The sequence below is a fragment of the Paraburkholderia sp. BL23I1N1 genome, from assembly GCF_003610295.1.
GTDB lineage: Bacteria > Pseudomonadota > Gammaproteobacteria > Burkholderiales > Burkholderiaceae > Paraburkholderia.
Map to the genome: position 1 here is coordinate 4119253 of NZ_RAPV01000001.1, position 24825 is coordinate 4144077.

The window sequence follows — 24825 nt, forward strand, 5'->3', positions numbered from 1 at the left end:
CCCCACGTCACCGCGATAACGATCAGTCCGTCACGCCGCCGTAGTTGCGCTGTCCCCGCAGACGCATGGCGATGCGGCCAAACGCGCGCCATTGCTGCGCGATCAATCCGTCACCATAGGAGCGCGCCGCGCCGTGCGGCACGGGCAGCTGGTCGCGAATGCCGGTCGGCTCGACGGTACGGTCCCACGACGCGGTTCTGAACATCATGTCCCACCACGGAAACAGCACGCCGAAATTACAGCCGTAGCGCGTGCCTTCATGGCCGTAGCCGATCGCATGATGACGCCGATGGAAAAGCGGGCTCACGATCACGCGTTCGAGCAGCCATCCATACGGCAAGCGCGCGTTGACGTGCTGCACGCTTTGCATGAAGTTGCCGACCGCAACCAGCACCACGAACTGCGCCGGCTGCACGCCGATGAACAGCGAAATCGCGGCGAAGAACGCGGCTTGAATGATGTCGTCGAGAAAGTGATTGCGGTCGTCGGCCCACAGCGACATCTGCTGCTGGCTGTGGTGCACAGCGTGCAATTCCCACCACACGCCGAAGCGGTGCTGCCAGCGGTGATACCAGTACCCGAAGAAATCGAGCACGATCAGATAGATGAGGAACGACACAACCGGTTGATCGGTGACCCCCGGCCACAGCCCGTCGATATCGATGTTCGGCACGTTGTAGATCGCCATCAGGCTCTGCCAATGATTGAACAGCGGCTGCAGCATGAAGAAGAACGCGATATTAATGATGCCGAGCTTGGCGATCCACGTGTAGATCACATCGGCTCGCAGCGCTTTGCGATCGGACCACGCCTCGACGGGCCGCAGCGCTTCCAGCGGCCGCAATGCGATATACGTGAAGAGTATTTCCAGCACGCCGACGATCACCCAATAGAGTGCGTCGTAGGTGTCCTCGTCGTATCCCATCAGGCCGAAGCGATAGAAAAACGGCTGCACCACGTCGACGTACAGCAGCGTCTGCAATGTCGAAATGCCATTGTCGAGTTGCGCGACGATTTCGTGGATCATCGAAAGCCTCTTGAATTTGCGGGTGCTGTTATCAAAACGAAAGCCTGTTCAATCTGGATTGGGCGCATACACGGGTGCACGGTTGGCGAAATACAAACCGTGCGGTGAGCGTCCGACAGCGATTGTGTCGATAAGTTTATGCGTTGTCAGGTCGATGATGCCGACATGCCGCGAAAAACGGAATGTGACCCACAGATAGCGCTTATCCGCGGACAGTTCCATGTCGTCGGGGCCGGGCATGAGCCCGGTGATGTCGGCGGTTTTCGTCAGCGTGTTGTAATCGAGAATGCTGATCGTGCTTTCCACGCGGTTCGTGAGAGCCACATGATGGCCGTCGTCGAGGTTGCGGAAGTTGTGCGCGCCGCGCCCCGTCTGGATTCTTTTCACGACCTGTTGCGTGTGCCAGTCGACCACGGCGACGTCGTCTTCGCCCGTCATGCCGATCAACAGATAGCGGTCGCCCGGCGTCATCCAGAGGCCGGCGGGCGTATTGCCCACGTGCAGTTTCCAGAGCACGGACTGTGTCGCCAGATCGATCGCGGCAACTTCGCCGGTGTCCTGCAGCGTGACGAACACGATCTTGCTATCGGACGAGAACGTCATGTGGCTCGGCGTCTTCGAGAGCGGGACGCGTTTGGCGAGCGTCATGTTCTGGCCGTCGTAGTGGTACACGTCGACGCGATCCAGTCGCAGGCCTGCTGTCACGAACCATTTGTGATCGGGCGAGAAACCGAGTTGATAGGGATCTTCAATATCGTCGACCTTGCGCTGCACCTTGCCGGTGTGCGGATCGAGAAACATCAGATCGTTCGAGATCGAATCCGCGACGATCAGCGAGTGACCGTCGGGGGTAATCATCAGATGATGCGGTTCCTTACCGGTCGGCTCCGTGCCGATGACCTTGTGCGTAGCGGGATCGATCAGCGTCAGTTGGGCTTGGCCGGAGTCGAGCACAATGACGTTGTCGGCGGCCTGCGCCGGCATCGCCATGGTCAGCGTGCAATAGGTGAGCGCGGCAAGCGCGCCGGCTTTTGTAATCGAAACGATAGAAATTGGCATCTGGACGGGAGACGGGCGGGAAAACAAATTGGGGGAATATCATGGCGGCGCGCGCAAGGGGATTCGGCGCGCGTGGAGTGCGCTCAACCCGCGCTCTATCCGTTAACGCCTTAACGCCCCAGTTCGCTCTGTCGATGACACGCGACGCGATGTTATTTATATGAAGGGTTCGACAAGGGCGGAGGCCATGCCGGAGAGGAAAAGCAAAAGGGCGCGGCTGATTTCAGCGCGCGCCCTTGATTCAATACTAGCCGCCTGGTTCTTGTGCCCGCGGACACGTTCAATCGAAATCGAACATGTCGAAAAGTGAGCGCTTTTTCTTGTGTCCCCGATATTCCGTGCGGTGACTGTCATACGTGCGGTTATCGCGGTGGTTGTCGTACGCATGGTCGCGGTTGTATGCGCGGTCGCGATCGCGATCCGGGTGGCCGTCCCGGCTCGTGCGTACGGCAGCGTTAGCCGATACGTCGGGGCTGCCTGTGTCCTGCTCGATCAGCTTGTCGAGTTCGCCGCGATCGAGCCACACGCCGCGGCAGACCGGGCAATAGTCGATTTCGATCGAGCGCCGCTCGGTCATCAGCAGATCAGTGGTCTTGCAAACGGGGCATTTCATTTCGTCGCTCCTCAAGGGTAAAAAGACATCGAACACTCAACATGGCGAGGCGCCTGACGCCGATAAAAAACGATCTGGCGCTACTTCGTTCGAGTGTGTCGGGCCGCGCTTTTCGTGCGCGGCCGTGACACGGGGACTCATTGCTCCACGCTAACCACCCGCTTCGATTTCGCCCGGCGCACGAGCATGTTCAGTGCCTCGACGAACGCGGAGAACGCCATGGCCGCGTAGATATAAGCCTTCGGCACATGCGAACCAAAACCTTCCGCGATGAGCGTCATGCCGATCACGAGCAGGAAACCGAGCGCGAGCATGACGATGGTCGGATTACGATCGATGAAGCGCGACAGCGGGTTGGCGGCGAACAGCATCACGGTGACCGCGGCAATCACGGCAATGAACATGATCGGCATGTGCTCGGTCATCCCCACCGCGGTGATGATGCTGTCGACCGAAAACACGATATCGAGCACCAGGATTTGTCCAATCGCGGCCATGGCGGTCAACTGGACGGTTGCATTCGCCTTGTCGCGCACTTCTTCCGCATGGACGACGTTGTGGTGAATTTCACTCGTCGCCTTCCAGACGAGGAACAGGCCGCCACCGAGCAGAATCAGATCGCGCCATGAAAACGCGTGGCCGAGCAACGTCACGGCGGGCGCGGTCAGCTGCGCGATCCACGCGACGGTGCCGAGCAGGCCGAGCCGCAACACGAGCGCGAGCATGATGCCCAGACGCTGCGTACGCGCGCGCTGTGCTTCCGGCAGCTTGTTGCTGAGGATCGAGATGAAGATCAGGTTGTCGATGCCGAGCACGATTTCCATCACGACCAGCGTGAAAAGCGCAGCCCATGCGGCAGGATCAGCAGCGAGTATGAGCAGGGAGTCCATGGGGTCCGTAAGCAAAGGGTGACGGGTAACGTCGGTATGGCATCATCATCGCTGTCTTCATGATTCGGATAAATCAGTGATAATCTGAGCGATATATCGGTTTTTTCGAAGTGTCTACATCATGCTCAACTACCGCCATCTCTACTATTTCTGGATCGTCGTGAAAGAAGGCGGCTTCGCGCGCGCGGCCGAGCGTCTCGACATGGCGGTTCAGACGATCAGCGCGCAGGTGCGCGAGCTGGAAAAATCGATCGGACGTCAGTTGCTGAAACCGGCCGGGCGCGGCGTCACAATGACCGAAGCGGGCGAAACGGCATTCGATCGCGCGGAGCAGATTTTTCAGATTGGCGAGGCGCTGCTCGACGAAATGCGCGAGACGGGCGGCGAACGGATTGCACGGCTCGCCGTGGGGCTTTCCGATGGAATCTCCAAGCTCGCCGCACACGCGTTGCTGGCGCCGGTGCTGAATACGCCGTCGCTCAGGCTGCTCTGTCACGAAGGCGAACATGCGCAGTTGTTGTCCGAACTCGCGCTTCATCGGCTCGATCTCGTCCTGGCTTGCCAGCCCGCGCCGCACAACGCGGACCTGCGCGTGGTGAGCCAGCGCCTCGTCGGTTCGCCCGTCGACTGGTATGGCCCGGCGGAGATCGTCCACAAGGCGGCCCGTGCCGGTTTTCCGCAGTGCCTGGCCGATCTGCCGGTGCTTTTGCCCACCGGGCACGCCGCGTTGCGCGCGCGGCTCGACCGGTGGTTCGAAGCCGAAGGGATCCGGCCGCGGATCGTCGGAGAATTCGAAGACAGCGCGCTGATGGCAGTGTTCGCCGCGCGCGGTCTCGGCGTGTTTCCGCTCGCGGAACTGGGCGCGGAAGACGTCGCGCTGCTGCGCGGACTGCGCTGGCTCGGCCGGGCGGAAGGCGTGGTCGAAGAGATCCACGCGATCCGCTCGCGGCGTGGGCAACATCATGTGCTCGCTTCTCAGGTGGTCGCCGCCGGTCGTGCGTGAGCGCGCGGCGCATCTGACACGGCGGGCACTGGAATGTGCCGGCCTGCGGCCTGGTTTGGCTGAGGTCCCCACGCCCTGAACACCGCTGCGAGCAAGGCGATTTCGCCGTCCGCCAGATAGTTGTCCGCGATGGTGACGGCGAGGCACAGCCGGATCACCCGGCGGCGCAACGCAGGGTCGTCGATCTCGCCGAGCAGCGTGGTGATCAGGGCCGCATCGAGTTGGCCAACCGCTGGGGTGTGCGCGACCGATTGATCCTCGCACATCGTCTGCACGATCTGCGCGAATTGCGCCGGCGCGAGACCGAGTTCGCCGGCGATATCCAGATTTTCAAGGGCGCGCTCTTCCGCGCTGCTGACGTGCCCGTCGGAAATGAGCGCCAGCGCGACGATACGTGCGGCGGCTTGAGGACTGTTGCGCGGATAGGTACGCATGTTTGGGCTCCTGGCGCGGACAATGTCCGCAGTGGTGGTGAGCCTTAGTCTGCGTCAGGTTGGGGAACGGATAAATCTGCTAATCCGTGAATGAAGGTTCGGAAAAACCGAATCTTCTGAAATGACCTGAATGTAGCCACCTTGTTGAACGCGATGCGCGACACCCTATCGGATAAGATACGGCTCGCCGTATTTTTCCGAATAGAAGGAGTGTTTTCAGTGATTCAACCGAGCAACGTGTTCAAGGACAACCTCGCCCAACTGCCTGCCATCGGTGGCATCGAACGTATCGATCTACTCGACGGCAAAGGTGCCGTGATGGCGAGCATCGAGAACAAGCCGGGCAAGCAGGGCTCGCTGGCGGTGTACCACTATCTGCAACAAACCTTCGGCACGCTGGACACCAAGGCGGCCGAACACGGCCTCGCGGTGTTCGCCGAGCACACGGCCGACGCGCGCAACCGTCCGGGCGCGCACCCGAACGTCGACCATTTGCTGGCGATTGCAGCCGGCGGGGACGCGTTGCGTATCGAAGTCGTCGCAGCCGGCTGAACGCGTCGCCTTAGCAGCGCACGGCGTGGATCGCATGACGCAGGTCCGCGCCGTAGCCCATACCCGGCCATCTTGCCCTATCGCCCTATGGATGAGCACCCGACTCATTGGCGGCAAGAACAAAGTCAACGAATGCCCGCAGCGGTGCCGGCATATGCGTCCGGCTCGGGTAGTACAGGAATGGTCCCGAGAAGGATTGACACCACCCGTCGAGCACCGGCACGAGCGCGCCTTGCTCGATGGCCGGCCGCAGAAACTCATCGAACGAATAGACGATTCCCAGTCCCGCAATGGCCGCGCCTCTTTCCAGTTCGATCACGGAGGCGATCATCGGTCCGTTCGGCTCGATCCGCACGACTTCGTCGCCCCATCTGAATTCCCATGTCGCGAGCACGCCGCTGTCGAAGCGGTGCCCGATACACGCGTGGTTGAGCAGTTCGCCTGGATGCTGCGGTACGCCACGCGCCGCGAGGTAGGCTGGCGAAGCCGCCGCGATGAAATGCTGGACGCGCGGGCCGATCGGCACGGCGATCATGTCGCGCTCGAGGCGTTCGTCGTAGCGGATGCCGGCATCGAAGCCCGCCGCGAGGATATCGATGAACGTATCGTTGGTCCCGACGTCCACAGTGATACCCGGATGTGCGGCAAGGAAGCGGGAGAGAAGCGCGGGCAGGATTTCTCTTGCCGCAATCGACGGAACGTTCAACCTCAGCGTGCCTGTAGGGCTCTCGCGAAAGAGGTTCACCGCATCCAGCGCGATGGTGATTTCCCCGAAGGCCGGCGCGAGCCGCTCGAAAAGACGCTGCCCGGCTTCTGTCGGCGTGACGCTGCGCGTCGTCCGGTTGAGCAGCCTGACGCCAAGCTGCTGTTCGAGTCGTCGAACCGCTTCGCTAAGCGATGAGGCCGACACGCCGCCCGTCAATGCCGCATGGCGGAATCCGCGTGCTCGCGTGACGGCGACATAGGCTTTCAAATCGGAAAGATCGGGTTCCTGCATTGTTCGTTTTTCCGCACGAGTCGTCCAGATTGAGGCGGATTATCGCACGCGATAATTTGGCTGATACTTCAGGTCGAGCGCCTTTCTTGCGGCGCAACTACCGAGGAACATCATGAAGCAACTTCAACTGGGTAAGACGGGTCCGCAAAGCTCCGCCATCGGTCTCGGCTGCATGGGTATGTCGGGCATGTACGGTCCGTCCGACCGCGCCGAAAGCATTGCGACGATCCACGCCGCGCTCGAAGCCGGCGTTACGCTGCTCGATACCGGCGATTTCTATGGCTCCGGCCACAACGAAATCCTGATCGGCGAGGCGTTGAAAAGCGCGCCGCCTTCACGCCGCGACGCGGCGATCATTAGCGTGAAATTCGGGGCGATGCGCGACCCCGCAGGGGGCTGGTCGCTCTACGATGCGCGTCCCGCAGCGGTCAAAAACTTTCTCGGCTATTCGCTGCAGCGGCTGGGCGTCGATCATATCGACATCTACCGTTCCGCACGGCTCGATCCCAACGTGCCTGTCGAAGACACGGTCGGGGCGATTGCCGACATGATCAAAGCCGGCTATGTGCGGCACGTCGGTTTGTCCGAAGTGGGCGCCGCGACCATTCGCCGTGCGGCAGTGGTGCACCCGGTGAGCGACCTGCAAATCGAGTACTCGCTGATTTCGCGCAGCATTGAAGACGAGATCCTGCCGGCGTGCCGCGAACTCGGGATCGGCGTGACGGCCTACGGCGTGCTATCCCGCGGCTTGATTAGCGGCCACTGGAGCAAGGACTCCGCTGGGCAAGGCGATTTTCGCGCTGTGAGTCCGCGCTTTCAGGGGGACAACGTCGATCGCAATCTCGCGCTCGTGGACGCGCTTCGCAAGGTGGCCGGGGCTAAAGGCGTCTCGGTTGCGCAGATCGCGATTGCGTGGGTTGCGGCGCAGGGCAGCGATATCGTGCCGCTCGTTGGCGCGCGCCGTCGCGATCGTCTTGCCGAAGCGCTCGGGGCGGTGGATGTGACGCTCACGGCGGACGATCTGGCTGCGATCGCACAGGCCGTACCGAAGGGAGCCGCAGCAGGCGAACGTTACGCGGCGGCACAGATGGCGCATCTCGACAGCGAACAGGGCCGTCACGGCCACACGGCCTGACGGGTTGACGCGTTGTGAAAACCGGGTGAGCCACGCACAGTCAAATGCGCTGTGGCGTGGCTTCACCCGGTTGTCAGTGCGTCACTATTTCATCAAAAGCGGTGGTCCCGATCAGTACCCGGCGCGAACGAGACGCCACGCAGTACCTCACCAAAGCCCGCGCCTCGCAACGCGACAAATTTCTCGCGTGCGGCACCAGTGGCAGTCGTATTCGCGAGCAGGTCGCGAATGACAACCAGCTTGTTCGGATCCGCGCCCACATCGCCGTTGCCGCTGGTGGTCGACGTGATTGCCCAGAGCGTCACCGTGCCGTCATTTTCGACGCGGCCGGTCAGGTTGCGCAGCCCATCCGTTGCCGGCGCCCATGGCAGTCCAGTTGCCGTATTGGAGCCGGTCGGGTATCCCGACACCGTGTATGGCTGGCCAAGATTCAGACCGGCTTGCAGGGTGTAGGCGAGCGTCCACTTTTTCGTACCGGCGTTGTACACCCACTTCTGCAGACCCGCGCCAGTCTGCGCGGCTGCGTGCGTGTAAAGATCGGCGCCGCCCGTGTAGCCATCGCCTTCGTCCGCCACATAGAGCGTCGTCGCATTGGCGAACCAGAGGCCAAATGGGTAGGAGAACGTAGTCGCGGTCTTATTGAGCGTCGCCGGGAAGCCGGCCAGCACGCACATATTGTTTGGCAGTCCCTTGGTTTGGACGGTGGTCGGGTCGTAAGAAAGCGGCTGGCTGGGCAATGCCGCATTGGCGGCCGGCACACCTACGCCAGACGGGCAGGCGTTTCCAGTGGTATCCACGAAGTACACCGTGTTCACACCGTTGCTGCCGCTGCCCTTCGTAAAGTAAAGGACGTTGTTGAATACGGTCATGCCGCGGAAGTTGTCGTCCTTGCCGATCTTGTCCGCTGCCCCGCCCAGTTCAGTGACGGAAAAGCTGGCGACCGGCGTCGGCGTTCCCGGGTCCTGCTGCGCCTCATGCTTTTTCGTCGGGTCGATCAATTGTGCGCCGGCGCCGACGACCACACCGGCCGGTTGCGGGTTGGCACCGTTACCCGCGTTGCCGGCGGTGTAGAAGAAATCCTGGCCATCGCGGTTATTCAGAATCGCCGAACGTCCGTTGTTGCCGCTATAGGCGTTCGTTTCGGTGAAGCGGAAGTGCCCGTCGCGGTCGACGCGTGCAACCGCCCGATAGTAGCTCTGTCCCACCGGATTAGTGGTATCGACGACGCCAGGCGTGTTCGAATTGGAGACGTCCAAGGTATTGACCGGCGCCACATAACCCATAAAGGTCAGGTACTGACCGTCGAGCGAAAGGTGCAGGCCGAGTTCCGATTTGGAGCTGAAGCTGGTGACGAGCTGGTCGCGCCCCGCCGATTTCTGCAAGCTGTTGGGCACTTCGAGCGAGCTCACCCACTCGCCTGACGGCGTAAGCTGATCGAGAAAGATTCGCGACGTAATGCCGAAGCTGCCGTCGTAGCCGTCGTTATTCCATACGTAGGGATAGGTGCCGTCGTTCGGCGCGCCTGTGGCCGCACTGCAACCGCCCTGGGTGGCTGCGCAATTCGGCGGCAAGACCGTGCCGACCTGAACATTGCTTGACTTGTTGTCGTAGACGCTTCGACTTACAACCAGTAAGCCTGGCTCGAAACGGTTGTCACCGTGGAAGTCGGACTGATCGGCATGGGCGTTGAGGGCGGCGGCGCAGAGCACCAGTGCTACCGTGGAAGCCGGTCGGGGAAATGACAGGCGGCGCGTTGCGTTGCAGACGGGAGTCGTTTTCATCTGTTGTTTCCAGTGGGATAGGTGGAAGTTCTTTTCAGACGGACTAGCACGTACAACCCGGCTACCGTAACAACGCTTGATGAAAAATTAGTGGCGGCGATTTCGGGGCAAACCCGCATTGCAAATCCGCTTATCCGCTTTGCATTACCCGACGCCAGCCAGGCCCGGTTTTCATAGAGATCGCCTGACATCAAATGGTTTAATCCATTTTAATTTCAGGGACCTTGTCATGCACGCTTCGAAAACGACAGTCGTACTCGCGAACCCCCATCACGTACTCGGCAGCACCGAGATCTTCAGGACCTTTAACTATGCGCCTGCCGTGGCCGCAGGCGGGCTACTGTTCGGCTTTCGCACCACCCTGTTGTGCCTGAAGCATGATCGCGCTGTTGCTGACGATCCCAATCCATGTGCCGCAACGTTCATTCGGACGATTTCGGTGAACGACGGCACGTCTATCGTCATTGGCACTCTGGTTCCGTCTGGTCACCCGTTGTGGTCGATAAGGACGGCCAGTTCCTCGCCGCCAATCCGATCAACCGTTATCAGATCAGCAGTCGCACGCCAGGGCTTGTGGTCAATGCGGATGGCAGCGTGGATATCTGGTTGCAAGCACAGCGTCCGGTAGATACGCAAGCCGCGAATTGGCTGCCGACGCCTGCCGACGGTCGCCACTTCACGCTGTTTGCGCGCGCCTATGAACCGACGGGGGGCGTGCTGGCCGGTACGTTCAAAATGCCGCCGGTTGAGTTGTTACCTTGATGTCGCTCTCTCGTTACGAGGGCGAAGTGATCATGCCAAACATATCGTTCATTAAGCGGCCTTAGAGGGAATGGCACTTACTTAAGCCTGCATGGAGGAGAAGACGCGGGTAAGTGCTTGAAGAGAAAGGGAGGGGGCTGATCCAGGGATTGATAGGATGGTTGTTACCAGGCAAACACCCGTCTCATTCCAAGGACCGGCCCCCATGGATCGTAATGCACGAAGTCATCAGAGGCAAACACGAGGCGGCGTTCAAAGCCGGGCACGCAAGGCCCAGGCGGTTGACTACTTCAACATACTGACGAGCCCCGGGCTGTTGGACATAACGGAAGCGCATTTGCCAGAACATCGGGAACGGCTGTATCCGCCGACGGTGACACTGTCGATGTTCATGCGCCAGGCGCTGGAAGAGGACGCCTCCTGTCAGAAGGCCGTCAACGGGTGCGCCGCGCAGCGAGCTGCCGACGGGCTGCGGCCCATGCGTGTGCGTACGGGAGGCTACTGCCGCGCTCGCCAGAGACTGCCGCTGACGATGGTGCGGGAGTTGACGCGCGAGACAGGACGTCAACTGCACCAGCAGGCCAGAGCGGCCTGGAAGTGGCGCGGGCGCCCGGTCAAGCTGGTTGACGGTACAGGGATCCCGATGCCCGATACGCCGTCGAACCAGGCCCGCTTCGCGCAGTCCAGTGCTCAGGCCGAAGGAGTGGGCTTTCCGTTAGCCTATCTGGTTGCGGTGATCTGTCTGGCAAGCGGCGCAGTGCTGGAGGCGGGTATCGGAACGTACGCGGGCAAAGGCGGCGGGGAGCTGACGGCGTTTCGCATGCTGCAAGCCACGTTTCGCAAAGGCGATGTGATCGTCGCCGATGCCTTGTACTGCCACTACTTTCTGATGGCCTCAATGATCGCCGCCGGAGTGGATATCGTGATGGAACAGCATGGGGCGCGCCGCACCGCCTTTCGGCGAGGCCGGTCCCTGGGCATGCGCGATCACATTGTGACGTGGCCCAAACCCCGGCAGCGTCCCGACTGGATGACGCGTGAGCAGTACCAGGCCTTCCCCGATGAACTGATGGTGCGCGAGTCCAGGCTGCATCACCGGGTGCTGGTCACCACGATGCTTGATGCACGCAAGACCAGCAAACAGGACCTCTCGCAGTTGTACGCCAGGCGCTGGAACGTGGAACTGGATCTACGTAACATCAAGACGACGATGGGTATGGACGTACTGCATTGCCAGACTGCCCACATGAACGAGAAGGAGATCTGGGTCCATCTGCTGGCCTACAACGTGATTCGGCTGCTGATGGCTCAGGCCGCGAGCCACCATGCCACCGATCCGCGAACACTGAGTTTCAAACACACCGCGCAGCTATGGACTGAATGGCTGGCCCGAGGTCTGACCGCAACCCACGACCCGAGTCTCCTGTTCAACCTGATCGCGCAGTCTTGCGTCGGGAGTCGCCCCGGTCGCATCGAACCACGGATGCGAAAACGAAGACTGAAGTCCTACCCATGGCTGAAAGAGCCTCGTCACATCGCACGTGAGCGCGTCCAAAAATATGGGCACGCTCCACAGGCTTAAGTAAGTGCCATTCGTTCTAGCGGGGAATCCCCTTTGCAACGGCTGCTGGCGCGTTTGAGCGGCAAGCGCGCTTTGGTGGTGCTCGACAACTGTGAACATATCATCGAGGCGGCAGCAGAGTTGGCCCAGGCCATCCTGACATGGGTACCCCTGTCGCGGGTCATGGCGACCAGCCGCGAACCCCTCAAATTGCCCGGGGAAGTCATCTATAGCGTGCAGTCGCTAGACGTACCGCTCCTGGAGGAAGCTCATGCCGAGGTCGTGAATAGGAGTGCCGTGCAGCTGTTTCTCGACCGGGCACGTGCTATTGACCGGCATTTTGCGTCCGACGCGTGCAGCATTTCGCTCGCCGGAATAATTTGCCGTCGTCTCGACGGAATGCCGCTTGCAATTGAACTCGCGGCGTCACGGGCTGCGACTTATGGCCTTAAGGAACTCGTCGCCAATCTGGGTGACCGCTTCCAGATTCTGAACGGAGGCTATCGGACTGCGTTACCTCAGCATCAGACGCTGAGGGCGACTTTTGACTGGAGTTATAACCTGCTGTCGACCACGCAGCAGACTGTGCTCAGAAGGCTCGGCGTCTTCCCGGCGACGTTCGATCTTGACGCTGCAACCACCGTGATTACCGAGAGAGATCTAGATTCGGTGGACGTATTGGACGCCGTGCGCGCGCTGTCGGAGAAGTCTCTTTTGCTGGCCGAGTTTCAAAATGGCTCGGTGCAATACAGATTGCTCGAAACAAGTCGTGCCTATGCGCTCCGCAAGCTCGCCGACAATGGAGAGCAGTCCGCCGCTGAGCGGCGCTTTGTCTCGTACGTGTGTCGGCATCTGCGGCGCACGATACGTACAAGGGCAGACTCCGATCAGACGGCGTTCGATGAATTCAGGTTGCAGCTTGGTGATGTAAGAGCTGCGTTACATCTGGCCTTTCCGAGGGGGGCGACGTTTCACTCGGTGTGGAACTCATGACGACGGCCGCACCGTTCTTTTTCCGACTCGGTCTGTGTACGGAAGTCAGGCCGCGCGCACCGCTTGCCCTCGACTATTCGGTGACATCAATCGGAGCGCAGATTGGGTCCGATCTATACAAGCGCTTGATGAGTACCTTCCGCGAGGACGATGATAGGTTGGGTCGTCCGCGCGCGCTTTGTGCGCTGTTCGATGCCGGGTCGCGGGCCCGGCTCAATCAAAGTAATGCCGACACGACGGACGATGCGTCCCAGGATGTCGACGAGCGGCAATTGGTGCTGTTCGACACAGTCGACTCAAGTTACACCGCGATGGCCGCTTCTGGCTCAGGCAATCTTCAACGCTAGGTAGCGGCCGTTTCACTGCCCGTCGCGCAAACACCACCCTTATGCACGCACGGAGGATGTCTCCGCGGACTTGTGCGCCTCCGCGTCTTCCGGCTCCATGGCGACCAGCACTGCGCAGGATACCCTGTCCAGCAGCAATCCATCGTTCGTGCCGCTCCACCATCGCCGGAGGAGGCCGCTTCGGCGATGCCCGACGACAATCAGATCAGCTTTCAGCTCACGGGCAAAAAACGGAATATGGTCCAGAGGGTCGCCAATTGCGAAATGGGGCGTGGCGATGACGCCACGCGCAGAGAGTTTCTCGACGCCATCACGGAGGATTTCCCTCGCGGACTGCTCCAACGCGTCGAACGGCACGGCAGACGCAATATCGGCACTTTGCGACCACGCCAGGCTATTCAGAACGGCAAGCAGGTGCGTTTCCGCCCTGAGCTGCTCCGCTAACGAAGCGCCAAGACGCAACGCCCGCCGCCCCTCGCGGGTTGCGTCATAACACAGCAGAATGCGCACGAATGCAGACATGTTGTCGTTCGCCCAGATTCAGAAAGTCCCGCTATCCAGCGGCCGGGCGGCGGATGTGAAACCGCTCCGATGACCGTCGCTCACAAGCGACTCAGCACAACGAGAGCGATCACCCCGCCTTGAATTTATTATATGTCACCTTATGAGGTATATCCGCCTCACGTCAAACGTGGCCTATTGCACGCGATCTGCGTTAATTCGATCCCGAATTTGGGGTTCGCTAACTTACGGAACCGGCGGGAAATGCCGCTTGCCGGTGTTGACCCGCAAGCGCCGGAAGCGCTCTTTTTTTTGCTCCTCGTCGAAGTGGGCAAGAGACGGCTTGACCAGATCGCTGCGCGACACAATGCCGATCAGTTGCAACGTTTCGGAGTCCGCGACTACAGGCAACCGTTCGAGACCGTGCACCGCCAGCACGCCTTGACGCACGACCGGATACGCGCGATGCGTCTGCGTCGGGCCGAAGTAGGTTGCGAGCGCTTCGCCTACGGACATATCGCCATCGATTGTCTGGACCGTACGCGACATCACCTCGTCGACGTGGTGGCGCTCAAGCGGATCGACCCCGTATTCCCGGTAAATGTGATAACCACGCCGGGCAATTTTCTCGGCGGGCCATCAAACCGACGATGAGACCGCCGATCACCGGGATCACCACCACCCAGAGACCCAACGTGTTGTGGGCCGGTGAGCGGTCCGCAAACGAAAATTGCTGGAAGAAAAACAGATTGGTGAACAGATGAATCAGACTCAGCAGCACGAACGCCGCGAGCGTGCTGAGGGCGCCGATTCCCGCAGCGAGTGCGGAAATGCCGGGAAGCCGCGCGCTGGTGGAAAAATCGCGCTTATGGGAATCGAGACTCATGGGGACTCAAAAATCAATCTGGGGGACGTTAAACGTGCCTTTCAGCGACTTCAGTTCGGCACGGTGCATCTCGGCGAGACGGGCAAGCACCTGCTCGCCCGCTTTCAACAAATGAACCTCGACCTGGCGGCGGTCGGTCTCACTGACCTTTCTACGGGCCAGATCGAGTGCCTCACAACGTGATACAAGCGCGACCACGCCGTGATGTTGCGCCTGGAGACGTTCCGCAAGCTCGCCGACTGTGGCCCAGTCGCGTTCCGGATAGCCCTTGATATGCAGGAGCAGCAGATACTGCAATGGCGTAATGCCTTCACCCTGGGCGGCCTGTTCAGAAAAGCGCTCGAAGCGCCGCATCTGATAGCGAAACTCGGACAGTTGCTCGAAGTCTGCCTTGTTCAAGCCGCGCGCGAGTGTCTTCATCGGAATTTCATGGAGAAGTAAGTAAGGCGAAAGTTATATCACGTCGTGATATTAGTGCCTGTGTTCGGCGTAGCAACGCGTGAAAGCGCTATGCGGCGCGTCGCTGCGCCGGAACCAGCGTTGCATGGGGGACGACAGACTGCCCCCTCTGCTGAACGCCCGTGTGTCGACAAGGTCGGCGCGGATCACGATGCCAATAACGTGCTGATATAAAAGTACCTTCCAGGTCGACGAGATCTGACAGCACGGCACTGGTGACGGGGTCAGAATAATTCTGCGTCTGGCGCAGATATGGTCTGAATAATGGCATTTTTAGCCCATATAGATCACGTCGTGATATAAAATGAAGGCAGGCCTTCCGGTGGCTGGTTCTTGAACCGGAGCAGTCTGGAGAAACACCAAAGATGATTTGCCCGGATGGCACGCGCCCATGGGGATGCCGCGCTTCGCTCCGATGTGCAAAGCCGGTCATCGTGGAGGCCCCGGCCGTCGTCGCGGGAGACGATTACCGCTTGCCCGGGTCACGCTGCGTCACAGCGCGAAAGACGCGGGGCATGAGTCCTCGGGGTGAGTCCGAACGGCTTTCGGGCGCGATGGCGCAATACAAATCGAAGCAAGGAGCCATCATGCTGATCACGTTTCAATCGCCCGCCACGCCCGATGTCGTGGTGCCAAGAGATCTCGCCCAGCGGCTGCTTACACGCGCGCCGACGCTTCCAGTTCCGCAAGACGCTTGCGCAACGCACGATCCTCCTGGAAGCGGCTGGTTTCGTCGCGGATCACGGCGACGATGCCGGTGAGTTCGTGTTGCGGCGAGTGCAGCAACGCAACCGTAAACGCAATCGATAGCGTCCGCCCATCCTTACACACGGCGGGGACACGCAGCACGTCGTTACCGTAGCGGGTTTCGCCCGTTGCCATGGTCTTGTGATAGCCGTCCCAATGGCGGCCGCGCAGACGTTCGGGAATGATCAGATCGAGCGACTTTCCCAGCGCCTCGCTTTGCGTAAAGCCGAACATGCGCTCGGCCGCGGGGTTCCACAGCGTGATGCTGCCGCCGGCATCGGAGATGATGACCGCGTCGCCAATCGCGTTGACGAGTTGCTCGAAGTCGATAGCGCTTTGCATGGTGCTCCCCGAATATAAAAACGCGGATCCTTGAATGGGCTACGGCGCCCACGAGGAACGCCGTATCCGCAGGCTCGCGCATACACGCGGGCCTGCGGTGTGACACCATCAAACATCATCAGACCGCTTTTATTTCGCGCAAATTGAAGATGTCCTGCTTGCTATAGCCAAGGCCCGCCAGCACTTCGTCCGTATGTTCGCCGAGCAGCGGCGAAGCGGTCACTTCCGGTTTCATATCCGAGAACTTGATCGGACTGCCAACCGTCAGATACGAACCGCGTTTCTTATGTGGCACTTCGACGATGGTGCCGCTCGCGCGCAACGACGGATCGTTGGCCAGTTCCTTCATCGTCAGCACCGGCGCACACGGAATGTCGAACTTGCGCAAGATGTCGACCGCTTCGAATTTGGTCTTGTCGGAGAGCCACGCTTCGATGGTTCCGAAGATCTCGAAGATATGCGGCTGACGTGCTTCGGCAGTCTTGTAGGCCGGGTCGTCGATCCACTCGGGTTTGCCGAGCGCCTTGCAGATCGGCTCCCATGCATGGCCCTGGATCGTGAAGTAAATGTACGCGTTCGGATCTGTCTCCCAGCCCTTGCACTTGAGGACCCAGCCCGGCTGACCACCGCCGCCCGCATTGCCGCCGCGCGGCACCACGTCGCTGAATTCGCCGTGCGGATACTGCGGATACTCCTCCAGATACCCCACGCGCTCCAGCCGCTGCTGATCCCGCAGCTTCACGCGGCACAGGTTCAGAACGCTGTCCTGCATCGACACTGCGACCTTCTGGCCTTTGCCGGTTTTGTCGCGTCCTAGCAGCGCGGTCAGAATGCCGATCGCCAGATGCATACCGGTGTTGCTGTCGCCGAGCGCCGCGGCGCTAATCGTCGGCGGACCGTCCCAGAAGCCCGTGGTGGACGCCGCGCCGCCCGCGCATTGCGCGACGTTTTCGTAGACCTTCAGGTCGTCGTAGTGATGGCCGTCGCTGAAACCCTTCACCGAAGCTACGATCATCTTCGGATTGAGTTCGTTCAGGCGTTCCCACGAAAAGCCCATCCGGTCCAGCGCGCCTGGGCCAAAATTTTCGACCAGCACGTCGGATTCGCGGATCAGCTTTTCGAGTACTTCTTTGCCTTCGGGCTTTTTCGTATCCAACGTCAGCGACTTCTTGTTGCTGTTGAGCATCGTGAAGTACAGTGCGTCGGCGTCAGGAATGTCGCGCAACTGATTGCGCGTGACGTCGCCGGAACCCGGTCGTTCGACCTTGATCACGTCGGCACCGAACCAGGCGAGCAACTGGGTGCACGCGGGGCCGGCTTGCACGTGGGTGAAGTCGATGATCTTGACGCCTTCGAGAGGTTTGGTCACTTTGATATCTCCGTAGTTACTTGAGTCACTTTTTCATCGCCGCGCTTTGCGGATTCAGATTGGTCAGACGGCCGCTTTCAGTGCCCGCCGCTTCGTCGATAACGGCATTGATCAAGGTCGGCTTACCCGATTCGATTGCTTCGAGCAGTGCCTTCGTCAGTTCTTCGGGGGTGGTCGCGTGGTGGCCGACACCGCCAAATGCCTCGATCATCTTGTCGTAGCGCGCGCCCTTCACGAACACGGTCGGGGCGACGTCCTTGCCGCCCGTCGGATTCACGTCGGTGCCGCGATACACGCCGTTGTTGTTGAAGACGATCGTGCAAACCGGCAGGTCGTAACGGCAGATGGTTTCGAGTTCCATGCCGCTGAAACCGAAGGCGCTGTCACCTTCGATCGCCACAACTGGTTTGCCGCTCGTCACCGCCGCGCCGATTGCGAAGCCCATGCCGATACCCATGATTCCCCACGTGCCCGAATCGAAGCGCTTGCGCGGTTCAGCCATGTCGATGATGCTGCGCGCGTAGTCGAGCGTGTTCGCACCTTCGTTGACGACGTTGATGTCCGGACGCGTTTTCAGTACGTCGCGGATGGCGCGCAACGCGCTGTGGAAATTCATCGGCGATGGATTCTTGGCGAGCGTCTCGGCCATCTTCGCGAGGTTCTTGCTCTTGCGCTCGGCGATCGCGCCGGTCCACTCGGCGCCCGGCTTCGCAAATCCCCCATCGAGACCTGCGCGCAATGCCGCCACGCACGAGCCGATATCGCCGATCACCGGCGCGGCAATCGCGACGTTGCTGTCGATTTCGGTCGGCGAGATATCGACCTGAACGAACCGCTTCGGCTCGGCACCCCACGTTTTGCCCTTGCCATGCGAGAGCAGCCAGTTCAGACGCGCGCCGATCAGCACCACGACGTCGGCTTCCTGCAGCACGAAAGAGCGCGCCGCTGAAGCCGATTGCTCGTGCGTATCGGGCAACAGGCCCTTCGCCATCGACATCGGCAAATACGGAATGCCGCTTTGCTCGACGAAGGCACGGATCTCCGCGTCGGCCTGTGCATACGCCGCGCCTTTGCCGAGCAGGATCAGCGGACGCTTCGCACTCTTGAGCACATCGATTGCACGCTTGACCGATTCCGGCGCCGGCAACTGACGCGGCGCGGCGTCGACCACTTTCACCAGCGACTGTTGCGCCTTCACGGCATCCATCGTTTGCGCGAGCAGCTTGGCCGGCAAGTCCAGATACACGCCACCCGGGCGGCCCGACACCGCGGCACGGATCGCACGGGCCACGCCGATGCCGATGTCTTCCGCATGCAGCACGCGATACGCAGCCTTCGCATACGGCTTGGCCGCATTCAACTGATCCATTTCTTCGTAATCGCCCTGCTGCAGATCGACGATTTCGCGTTCGCTCGAGCCGCTGATCAGGATCATCGGGAAGCAGTTGGTGGTCGCGTTGGCGAGCGCGGTCAGGCCGTTCAGAAAGCCCGGCGCCGACACCGTCAGGCAGATGCCCGGCTTCTGCGTCATGAAACCGCTAATGGCCGCTGCGTTGCCCGCGTGCTGCTCATGACGAAACCCGATGAAACGCATCCCTTCCGCTTGTGCAAGCCGCGCGAGGTCAGTGATCGGAATGCCGACCAGTCCAAAGATCGTGCTGATCTCGTTCAGTTTCAGGGCGTCGATGACTAGATGGAATCCGTCAGTCGTCTCGGCTGCCTGCTGCGTCTGGGTAGCGTCTTCTGCGGGTCTATCGGCTTCTGCCATGATTCTCTCCTTGGTCACGGGGCGTAGTGGGTTCGTCGTGAGCGGCTGGCTCACGTTGTTGTTTATTCGGGCGAGCCGGATGACGGCTGCAACCGCGCTTCAGCGATAACCACGCTGGCAGTCGCACCCGAGGTCTCGATCCAGCGCTTTCTCATGGGTGCGAGAATGAATTTTGCGGACACGGCTGCCGCGATCGAGATCACCGCAGCCGAGATGAACACGGTGCTCCACCCGCCGTTCGCCGACAGCACCGAGGCGATCGGCACCAGCATCGAGGCCGTGCCTTTCGCGGTATAGAGCGTCCCCGCATTGGCTGCGGCGTATTTGCTGCCGAACGTGTCGGCACAGGTTGCCGGGAAGATCGAAAAGATCTCGCCCCAGCACAGGAACACGGCGGCGGCGAAGAACATGAAGGCGTAGGGGTTGTGGCCGAATTGCATGAGTCCCAGCAGCGCGACGCCTTCACCGAGAAAGATCATGAACATCGTGTTTTCGCGGCCAATACGGTCCGACAGAAAACCGCACAACGGACGCGTGAAGCCGTTGCACAGATTGTCGATCGACAGCGTCATCGTGAGCAGCGGCAGCGTGATGCCCATCAGATTCACCGGCATTTTGGCAAAGCCGTATTCCTTCGCGATCGGCCCCAGCTGCGCGGTCGCAATGATGCCGCCGGCCGCGACGAACACGAACATCAGATACAGCACCCAGAAAAGCGGCGAACGGATCATCTCGCCAGGCGTGTAGTCGATCTTGCTTGCCACTATGCGTTTCGCCGCGACTGCGGATGCGGGCGGTTTCGGACGTACCAGCATGGTGGCGAGCAGCAGAATGCAGACGCCCTGGAAAATGCCGAAGAACATGAATGTGTGCTCGTAACCCGAGCGCTGGATCATGTTGGCGATTGGAATCACGGTGACGGCCGCGCCGGCGCCGAAACCTGCCGCGGTCAAACCTGCCGCGAGACCGCGCTTGTCCGGAAACCATTTAAGCGCTGTGCCGACGCAGGTGCCATACACGCAACCCGCACCGATACCGGCGATCACTGCCGCGGCGTAGAGCTCGGCGAGGGTGCTCGCATGCGCGTCGACGATCCAGCCGAGCGCCGCGCACACCGAGCCGCCGATCACAACCGGGCGCGGCCCGAATTTGTCGACGAGCCACCCTTCAACGGGCACGAGCCAGGTTTCGGTGACGATGAAGACCGTGAAGGCGGTCTGGATTGCCGCCTGACCCCAATGGTGGGCGTTGTCCATCGGTACGACGAACAGCGTCCATGCATACTGCAGATTCGCGACGAGTCCCATGCACACGATGCCAATCGCCAGCTGCACCCAGCGGTTCTGCCGGAACGGCGTACTGCCTGTCCCGGATACGTTGGAATGTCCCATGTCCTTCGTCTCCTGTATCTTCCGTCGCACTCGTTCGGCGCGTTGGACTTACGTGATCGAATCGCTTCATTGCGGGCTTGTCTGCGGGCAATGACGCACCAGTGGTCGGCCAGAGGCGATTGCACTAACGAAGACCCTTATCCCTGGACCGCACTGCAACTGGGTGAAAGGTGTTCAGCGTAGAGCACTCCTGAGAGGATGCTGCGCGCGAACAGCGATAAGTGAAAGTCAAAACATTTTATGGTTTGCATTAGGCATACCTAATAGATAGGTTTGCCGCCCATGGCTATGGGGTTGCGAGAAAAGCGAGGCAGTTTGACGGACGTTCAGATGCGATGGCGGGCGCGCCTGGGGGAAACAAATATATAAACGAAAGGCTATCGTTATTCGAAATAACTTTAACTATCGTTTATCTGTGTGCGCTCCTATTCTTGGTCATGCCACCTGCCTGAAGGAGATGACCATGAACCCGTCCCAGTTTGACCCAAGCAACAGCGCGCACGATGCGGAAGTAGCAGCGCAGTTGTGCGCCTATAACAGTGCGTTCGATGAACTCGGTCTGCGCTTTCGTTGGGATGCGAGCACGCTGACGCTGCTCGCGATGATCGACGGCGAGGAGGCGCGGATTGCTGCGTATATCGAAGCACACCATGGGCACTTGCTGAAATCGTATAGTGCCGAATTTCTGAGCCGCGCCATTCTTGGGAAGAAAAAAGCTCGGTACCCTGCGTGCTTGCCGACGCGCGCAGACAGCGCGGCGCATCTGAGCCCGGCGGTTCAGCAGACGCGGGTGAGCAGCTGGCGCGAGCGCGTGTCGTATGAGGTCGAGTTGCCGGCGCTGGCGGGTGTGTAGACGAAGGAGCGGGTCATCGCCGCCTCTTCGTTTTTCCCTATCAAAAAATCGCAAATTCGCGCAGCGGTCTCAACCCTGCGCGAACCTCTTCGGCAAATAATTGCGGCTGTTCCCATGCCGCAAAGTGCCCGCCTTTATCGAGCCGGTTGTAGTAGATGAGGTTGTGGTACGCCTGCTCCGTCCAACTCCGCGGCGCCTGATAATTCTCGCGAGGAAAGACGCTCACGGCAGCCGGGACGGACACATCGGCGGCAGCCACGAAGTTGAAGTGAGACTCCCAATAAAAGCGCGCCGCTGAAATGCCCGTGTTCGTCAGCCAATAGAGCGTGATGTCGTCGAGGAGATCGTTCCGTGTCAGATCGCCTGCGGATTCTCCATTGACGAGGTGCCCGAACACGGCCGAGGTCAGTGCCGCTGCCGGCTGAACATACCCGTCGCCGTGATCCAGAAGCCAGCTTGCCAGCGCAACGGGCGAGTCCGACAGCCCGTAGAGCGTCTGCGGGCGTGTTCCCATCTCCAGGGCATAGGCGCGCCGCTTTTTGGCTGCGCTGCTCAACTGCTCGTAAGCGTGCTTTTCGTCGTCCGAGAGGCCGGCCGGCGGCGGATCCCCGGCTTGAAGGGACTTGGCAATCCCGGCTGGCACGGTCGCGGGGAAATTGACGTGGATGCCCAGCAATTCAGGCGGCGCCTGCTTACCCATCACATTCGCGACGACGCCACCCAGATCGCCGCCTTGCGCCGCGAATTTCGCGTAGCCGAGGCGTTTCATGAGGACGACCCAGGCACGCGCGGTACGCTCCGGACCCCACCCGGTTGTGGTGGGTTTGCCTGAAAATCCATAGCCGGGCAAAGACGGAATGACCAGATGAAACGCATCCGACGCGCTCGCGCCATATGCCGTGGGATTGGTCAGCGGATCGACAATCTTCAGCATCTCGATGACGGAGCCTGGCCAGCCGTGCGTGACGATCAGCGGCATCGCATTGTCATGTTTCGAGCGAAAATGGATGAAATGAATGTCCAGCCCATCGATCTCGGTCACGAACTGCGGCAGGCTGTTCAGTTTTGCCTCGCAGGTGCGCCAGTCGTAATCGGCTGCCCAATGGCGCGCGAATTCCTGAATCATCGCGAGCGGCACGCCCTGCGAGTCATCGGTGACCGTTTCCCGGTCAGGCCACCGCGTGGCTTTGATGCGCCTGCGCAAGTCGATCAATTGCGATTCCGGCACATGCACACGAAGTGGACGAATGGCGGTCTTGTCGCCGCTCGCTGACGGGGCGACTTCAGTAATCGCCTGATTCGTTTCTGCAAAAGCAAGCTGACTCAGCGACCCCCGCGGCAATGGCCGCCGCTGTCACACTGACAAAACGGCGGCGCGATGGCGACTGGGGAAGGATGGTGTCTGACATAACGTTTCCGATAGACGATGAAGCCGGGTTTCCGATCAAGGGCAACGTGATTTCACGAACCGTTGAACGCGCTACGCCCACGCCGGGTGCGTTCGGCGTGGGCGTAGTGAAGCGCGAGAAGGATCTTTAACCAAGAGGATTGCTGATCGTATTGCAAGCAGGATCTAATCCCGTGGCGTTCAGATAATCAGCTGCCGCGATACAAATTGCTGAGTTGGGCGAGCTGGCCATCCTTCTGGGCTTGCACCAGTTCATGGCGGACGTCCGCGCGGGTCTTCTGCATCGCGCCGGTTTGGTTCGCGCTCCATTGCTGCACTTGCGCGGCGCCCAATTGACTCACCGTTGCTGCTGCCGGAGCATCAGAGGCGTGAGCGAAGCCAGCCGTAGCGAATGCAGCGAAGGCCAAAGCGATCATTGAGGTTTTCATGTCGTTCTCCGAGAACTAAAAAATAAAGAAGGAAGGCGCCGGGGTGTCAGGCCGCGAGAGCAGCCATCCGGTCAGTCATCCGCGATGTTGCTTGCGTCTGTCATCCGGCGTTGATGCATTAAAACGTGGCGATGTATCTGGCTTGTGTCGAGAAACCGGGGCAATTGCAATGTTCTGTATCGCTGCGATGCCCAGATACATTGCGATACGAATCACGGGTTTTCCGCCAGCAGGGCCTTGATCTTTGCCTCGGTCTGTTCGTAGTCGCCTTCGCCGAAATGCGTGTAGACCACGTGCCCTTTCTTGTCGACCAGATAGAACGCAGGCCAATACTCGTTGCCGTAGGCGCGCCAGGTTGCGTAACTGTTGTCTTGCGCCACCGGGAACGTAATGTTGAAACGCTTGATCGCCGTCTTGACGTTGTCCGTGTTGCGCTCGAATGGATACTCGGGGGTGTGGACACCGACCACCGCCAGGCCCTGGTCCTTATATTTCTGATTCCAGGTCTTCACGTACGGCAGAACGTGGATGCAGTTGATACAGGTATAGGTCCAGAAATCGACCAGCACAACCTTGCCCCGCAACTGCTGCATGGTCAGGGGATCGCTATTGAGCCATTTGTCGATGCCGGTGAATTCCGGCGCGGTCGCGTTGTTGTCGATCTGGTTCGCAATGGGGTTTGCGGCGGCGCTGGCCGCAGGACTCACAACGAAAGTTGCGACTGCGGCGGCGCCGGCGGCCACGGATGCGGCGAACAGGGCGACGGTGGCGGAGGTTTTGAGTCGGGAGAGCATGGCAGCGTCCTTTCATGAAAGGGAAGACCCGGGTGTAGACGTGGACGTCGTGCCGGGCATTCCGGTGGTGAACATGGCTGCATTGGAACGCCCGTTCGTATCTGGCTTGTGTCGCTAAGGTGGCCTGGGTGCAATGTTTTGTGTCAGGGGAACACCCAGATACATTGGGATACAAAGCGTCGCGCGTGCTGGGCTATAAAGCAGCCATACCTATCGCGGAGTGCCCCATGAGTACCGAATTGCTGCAAGGGTCCTGTCATTGCGGGACCGTGAAATTTGAAGTCCGTACGGCCGTTGTTCCTGCTGCGCGTTGCAATTGCAGCCTGTGCCGGCGCAAAGGTGCGCTGATGACGCCGCCGTTCGCGGCAGGCGAACTGAAGATCCTGAAGGGTGAGGAAGCGCTGACGCTTTATCAGTTCAATACGCGCACGGCGAAGCACTACTTCTGCAAGCATTGCGGCATTTATCCGTTCCACCAGACGCGCAGGGATCCGCAGCAATGGCGCGTCAACATCGGTTGCCTGGAGGGTGTCGACCCGTATACGCTGGAGGCCAGCGTGAACAATGGCGCCAGCCTGTCCGTCGTGGAGGACGCATGAGACGGTTCATGGCGATCCTCGCGTTCCTGGCTGGCGGATTGGCCGCTGAACTGGCGCATCCCGTGCACTGTTCGCTGGTCAACGTGAACCGGGTGCGAGTCAATCGTCGAAAGGATTGATCCCTTG

Annotated in this window: 27 protein-coding genes and 2 pseudogenes; 11 read left to right on the forward strand and 18 right to left on the reverse strand. The window is 60.3% G+C overall.

What is annotated here, in order from left to right:
• Positions 1-22: 22 nt before the first annotated feature.
• The 4 genes from B0G76_RS19220 to B0G76_RS19235 form a co-directional block, all read right to left on the reverse strand.
• Positions 23-1027, reverse strand: a complete 1005-nt coding sequence (locus B0G76_RS19220; protein ID WP_120293980.1) for a sterol desaturase family protein — start codon at positions 1025-1027, stop codon at positions 23-25.
• A gap of 48 nt (positions 1028-1075) precedes the next feature.
• Complete coding sequence (locus tag B0G76_RS19225; RefSeq protein WP_120293981.1) at positions 1076-2086, reverse strand: beta-propeller fold lactonase family protein; 1011 nt, start codon at positions 2084-2086, stop codon at positions 1076-1078.
• A gap of 280 nt (positions 2087-2366) precedes the next feature.
• Complete coding sequence (locus B0G76_RS19230) at positions 2367-2699, reverse strand: zf-TFIIB domain-containing protein (RefSeq protein WP_120293982.1); 333 nt, start codon at positions 2697-2699, stop codon at positions 2367-2369.
• 137 nt (positions 2700-2836) lie between these two features.
• Positions 2837-3589: a TerC family protein gene (locus tag B0G76_RS19235; RefSeq protein ID WP_120293983.1), complete on the reverse strand. Its 753-nt coding sequence runs from the start codon at positions 3587-3589 to the stop codon at positions 2837-2839.
• Positions 3590-3710: 121 nt separating this feature from the next.
• On the opposite strand from B0G76_RS19235, the gene B0G76_RS19240 reads away from it, so the two are divergent.
• Positions 3711-4592, forward strand: a complete 882-nt coding sequence (locus B0G76_RS19240; RefSeq protein WP_120293984.1) for a LysR family transcriptional regulator — start codon at positions 3711-3713, stop codon at positions 4590-4592.
• On the opposite strand, the gene B0G76_RS19245 is transcribed toward B0G76_RS19240, so the two are convergent.
• Complete coding sequence (locus tag B0G76_RS19245; protein WP_120293985.1) at positions 4565-5026, reverse strand: TerB family tellurite resistance protein; 462 nt, start codon at positions 5024-5026, stop codon at positions 4565-4567. The two genes, B0G76_RS19240 and B0G76_RS19245, sit on opposite strands and share 28 nt — an antisense overlap.
• Before the next feature lie 219 nt (positions 5027-5245).
• Between B0G76_RS19245 and B0G76_RS19250 the strand changes: the two genes are divergently transcribed.
• Complete coding sequence (locus B0G76_RS19250; RefSeq protein WP_120296549.1) at positions 5246-5578, forward strand: DUF2322 family protein; 333 nt, start codon at positions 5246-5248, stop codon at positions 5576-5578.
• A gap of 85 nt (positions 5579-5663) precedes the next feature.
• Here B0G76_RS19250 and B0G76_RS19255 read toward each other — a convergent pair whose 3' ends face one another.
• On the reverse strand, positions 5664-6575 hold the full coding sequence (locus tag B0G76_RS19255) for a LysR substrate-binding domain-containing protein (RefSeq protein ID WP_120293986.1): 912 nt from the start codon (positions 6573-6575) through the stop codon (positions 5664-5666).
• A gap of 112 nt (positions 6576-6687) precedes the next feature.
• On the opposite strand from B0G76_RS19255, the gene B0G76_RS19260 reads away from it, so the two are divergent.
• On the forward strand, positions 6688-7710 hold the full coding sequence (locus B0G76_RS19260; protein WP_120293987.1) for an aldo/keto reductase: 1023 nt from the start codon (positions 6688-6690) through the stop codon (positions 7708-7710).
• Between the two features lie 92 nt (positions 7711-7802).
• Here the strand turns inward: B0G76_RS19260 and B0G76_RS19265 are convergent, their stop codons facing one another.
• A complete protein-coding gene (locus B0G76_RS19265) occupies positions 7803-9491 on the reverse strand; it encodes a hypothetical protein (RefSeq protein ID WP_120293988.1) in 1689 nt (562 codons plus the stop codon).
• A 408-nt stretch (positions 9492-9899) separates the two neighbouring features.
• Here B0G76_RS19265 and B0G76_RS19275 point away from each other — a divergent pair, with 408 nt between their 5' ends.
• The 4 genes from B0G76_RS19275 to B0G76_RS19290 all read left to right on the forward strand — a co-directional run bounded on the left by B0G76_RS19275 (position 9900) and on the right by B0G76_RS19290 (position 13154).
• Positions 9900-10253 (forward strand): DUF1214 domain-containing protein, encoded by a 354-nt coding sequence (locus B0G76_RS19275; RefSeq protein ID WP_120293989.1) that lies wholly within the window; start codon positions 9900-9902, stop codon positions 10251-10253.
• A 205-nt stretch (positions 10254-10458) separates the two neighbouring features.
• Positions 10459-11835: an IS4 family transposase gene (locus B0G76_RS19280; RefSeq protein WP_120293990.1), complete on the forward strand. Its 1377-nt coding sequence runs from the start codon at positions 10459-10461 to the stop codon at positions 11833-11835.
• A 33-nt stretch (positions 11836-11868) separates the two neighbouring features.
• Complete coding sequence (locus B0G76_RS19285; protein ID WP_147394066.1) at positions 11869-12807, forward strand: hypothetical protein; 939 nt, start codon at positions 11869-11871, stop codon at positions 12805-12807.
• Positions 12804-13154, forward strand: coding sequence for a hypothetical protein (locus B0G76_RS19290; protein ID WP_120293992.1), 351 nt, complete (start codon positions 12804-12806; stop codon positions 13152-13154). Before B0G76_RS19285 ends, B0G76_RS19290 begins: the two co-directional genes overlap by 4 nt.
• Positions 13155-13193: 39 nt before the next feature.
• Here B0G76_RS19290 and B0G76_RS19295 read toward each other — a convergent pair whose 3' ends face one another.
• The 8 genes and pseudogenes from B0G76_RS19295 to oxlT form a co-directional block, all read right to left on the reverse strand.
• Entirely contained in the window at positions 13194-13676 is a 483-nt protein-coding gene (locus tag B0G76_RS19295) for a universal stress protein (RefSeq protein ID WP_120293993.1), read from the reverse strand.
• A gap of 225 nt (positions 13677-13901) precedes the next feature.
• Complete coding sequence (locus B0G76_RS44850; protein ID WP_409076720.1) at positions 13902-14171, reverse strand: CBS domain-containing protein; 270 nt, start codon at positions 14169-14171, stop codon at positions 13902-13904.
• Positions 14172-14286: 115 nt separating this feature from the next.
• A pseudogene (locus tag B0G76_RS44855) lies at positions 14287-14541 on the reverse strand (chloride channel protein); the annotation flags it as partial.
• Between the two features lie 6 nt (positions 14542-14547).
• On the reverse strand, positions 14548-14961 hold the full coding sequence (locus tag B0G76_RS19305) for a MarR family winged helix-turn-helix transcriptional regulator (RefSeq protein WP_120293994.1): 414 nt from the start codon (positions 14959-14961) through the stop codon (positions 14548-14550).
• Between the two features lie 696 nt (positions 14962-15657).
• Positions 15658-16089, reverse strand: coding sequence for a PAS domain-containing protein (locus B0G76_RS19320; protein WP_120293996.1), 432 nt, complete (start codon positions 16087-16089; stop codon positions 15658-15660).
• 118 nt (positions 16090-16207) lie between these two features.
• Positions 16208-17458 carry a formyl-CoA transferase gene (frc, locus tag B0G76_RS19325; protein WP_120293997.1) on the reverse strand — a complete coding sequence of 417 codons (1251 nt, stop codon included), beginning with the start codon at positions 17456-17458 and terminating at the stop codon, positions 16208-16210.
• A gap of 25 nt (positions 17459-17483) precedes the next feature.
• Positions 17484-19226 (reverse strand): oxalyl-CoA decarboxylase, encoded by a 1743-nt coding sequence (gene oxc / locus B0G76_RS19330; protein WP_120293998.1) that lies wholly within the window; start codon positions 19224-19226, stop codon positions 17484-17486.
• Positions 19227-19288: 62 nt separating this feature from the next.
• A complete protein-coding gene (oxlT, locus tag B0G76_RS19335; RefSeq protein ID WP_120293999.1) occupies positions 19289-20617 on the reverse strand; it encodes an oxalate/formate MFS antiporter in 1329 nt (442 codons plus the stop codon).
• Between the two features lie 463 nt (positions 20618-21080).
• Here oxlT and B0G76_RS19340 point away from each other — a divergent pair, with 463 nt between their 5' ends.
• On the forward strand, positions 21081-21470 hold the full coding sequence (locus B0G76_RS19340; protein WP_120296551.1) for a hypothetical protein: 390 nt from the start codon (positions 21081-21083) through the stop codon (positions 21468-21470).
• Between the two features lie 40 nt (positions 21471-21510).
• On the opposite strand, the pseudogene B0G76_RS19345 reads toward B0G76_RS19340, so the two are convergent.
• Positions 21511-22879 (reverse strand): annotated as a pseudogene (locus B0G76_RS19345) (epoxide hydrolase family protein).
• On the opposite strand from B0G76_RS19345, the gene B0G76_RS42920 reads away from it, so the two are divergent.
• Positions 22866-23009 carry a hypothetical protein gene (locus B0G76_RS42920; protein ID WP_183082247.1) on the forward strand — a complete coding sequence of 48 codons (144 nt, stop codon included), beginning with the start codon at positions 22866-22868 and terminating at the stop codon, positions 23007-23009. The pseudogene B0G76_RS19345 and the gene B0G76_RS42920 overlap by 14 nt on opposite strands.
• Before the next feature lie 57 nt (positions 23010-23066).
• Here the strand turns inward: B0G76_RS42920 and B0G76_RS19350 are convergent, their stop codons facing one another.
• Both B0G76_RS19350 and B0G76_RS19355 read right to left on the reverse strand, forming a co-directional pair.
• The gene (locus B0G76_RS19350) at positions 23067-23306 is read right to left on the reverse strand and encodes a DUF4148 domain-containing protein (protein WP_120294000.1); all 240 of its coding nucleotides are present in this window, start codon (positions 23304-23306) and stop codon (positions 23067-23069) included.
• A gap of 212 nt (positions 23307-23518) precedes the next feature.
• Positions 23519-24100, reverse strand: a complete 582-nt coding sequence (locus B0G76_RS19355) for a thioredoxin family protein (RefSeq protein WP_120294001.1) — start codon at positions 24098-24100, stop codon at positions 23519-23521.
• Between the two features lie 227 nt (positions 24101-24327).
• On the opposite strand from B0G76_RS19355, the gene B0G76_RS19360 reads away from it, so the two are divergent.
• Together B0G76_RS19360 and B0G76_RS43885 are read left to right on the forward strand one after the other, a co-directional pair.
• Complete coding sequence (locus tag B0G76_RS19360) at positions 24328-24699, forward strand: GFA family protein (RefSeq protein ID WP_120294002.1); 372 nt, start codon at positions 24328-24330, stop codon at positions 24697-24699.
• On the forward strand, positions 24696-24818 hold the full coding sequence (locus B0G76_RS43885) for a hypothetical protein (protein WP_259460639.1): 123 nt from the start codon (positions 24696-24698) through the stop codon (positions 24816-24818). The genes B0G76_RS19360 and B0G76_RS43885 overlap by 4 nt, the downstream gene beginning before the upstream one ends.
• Positions 24819-24825 lie beyond the last annotated feature (7 nt).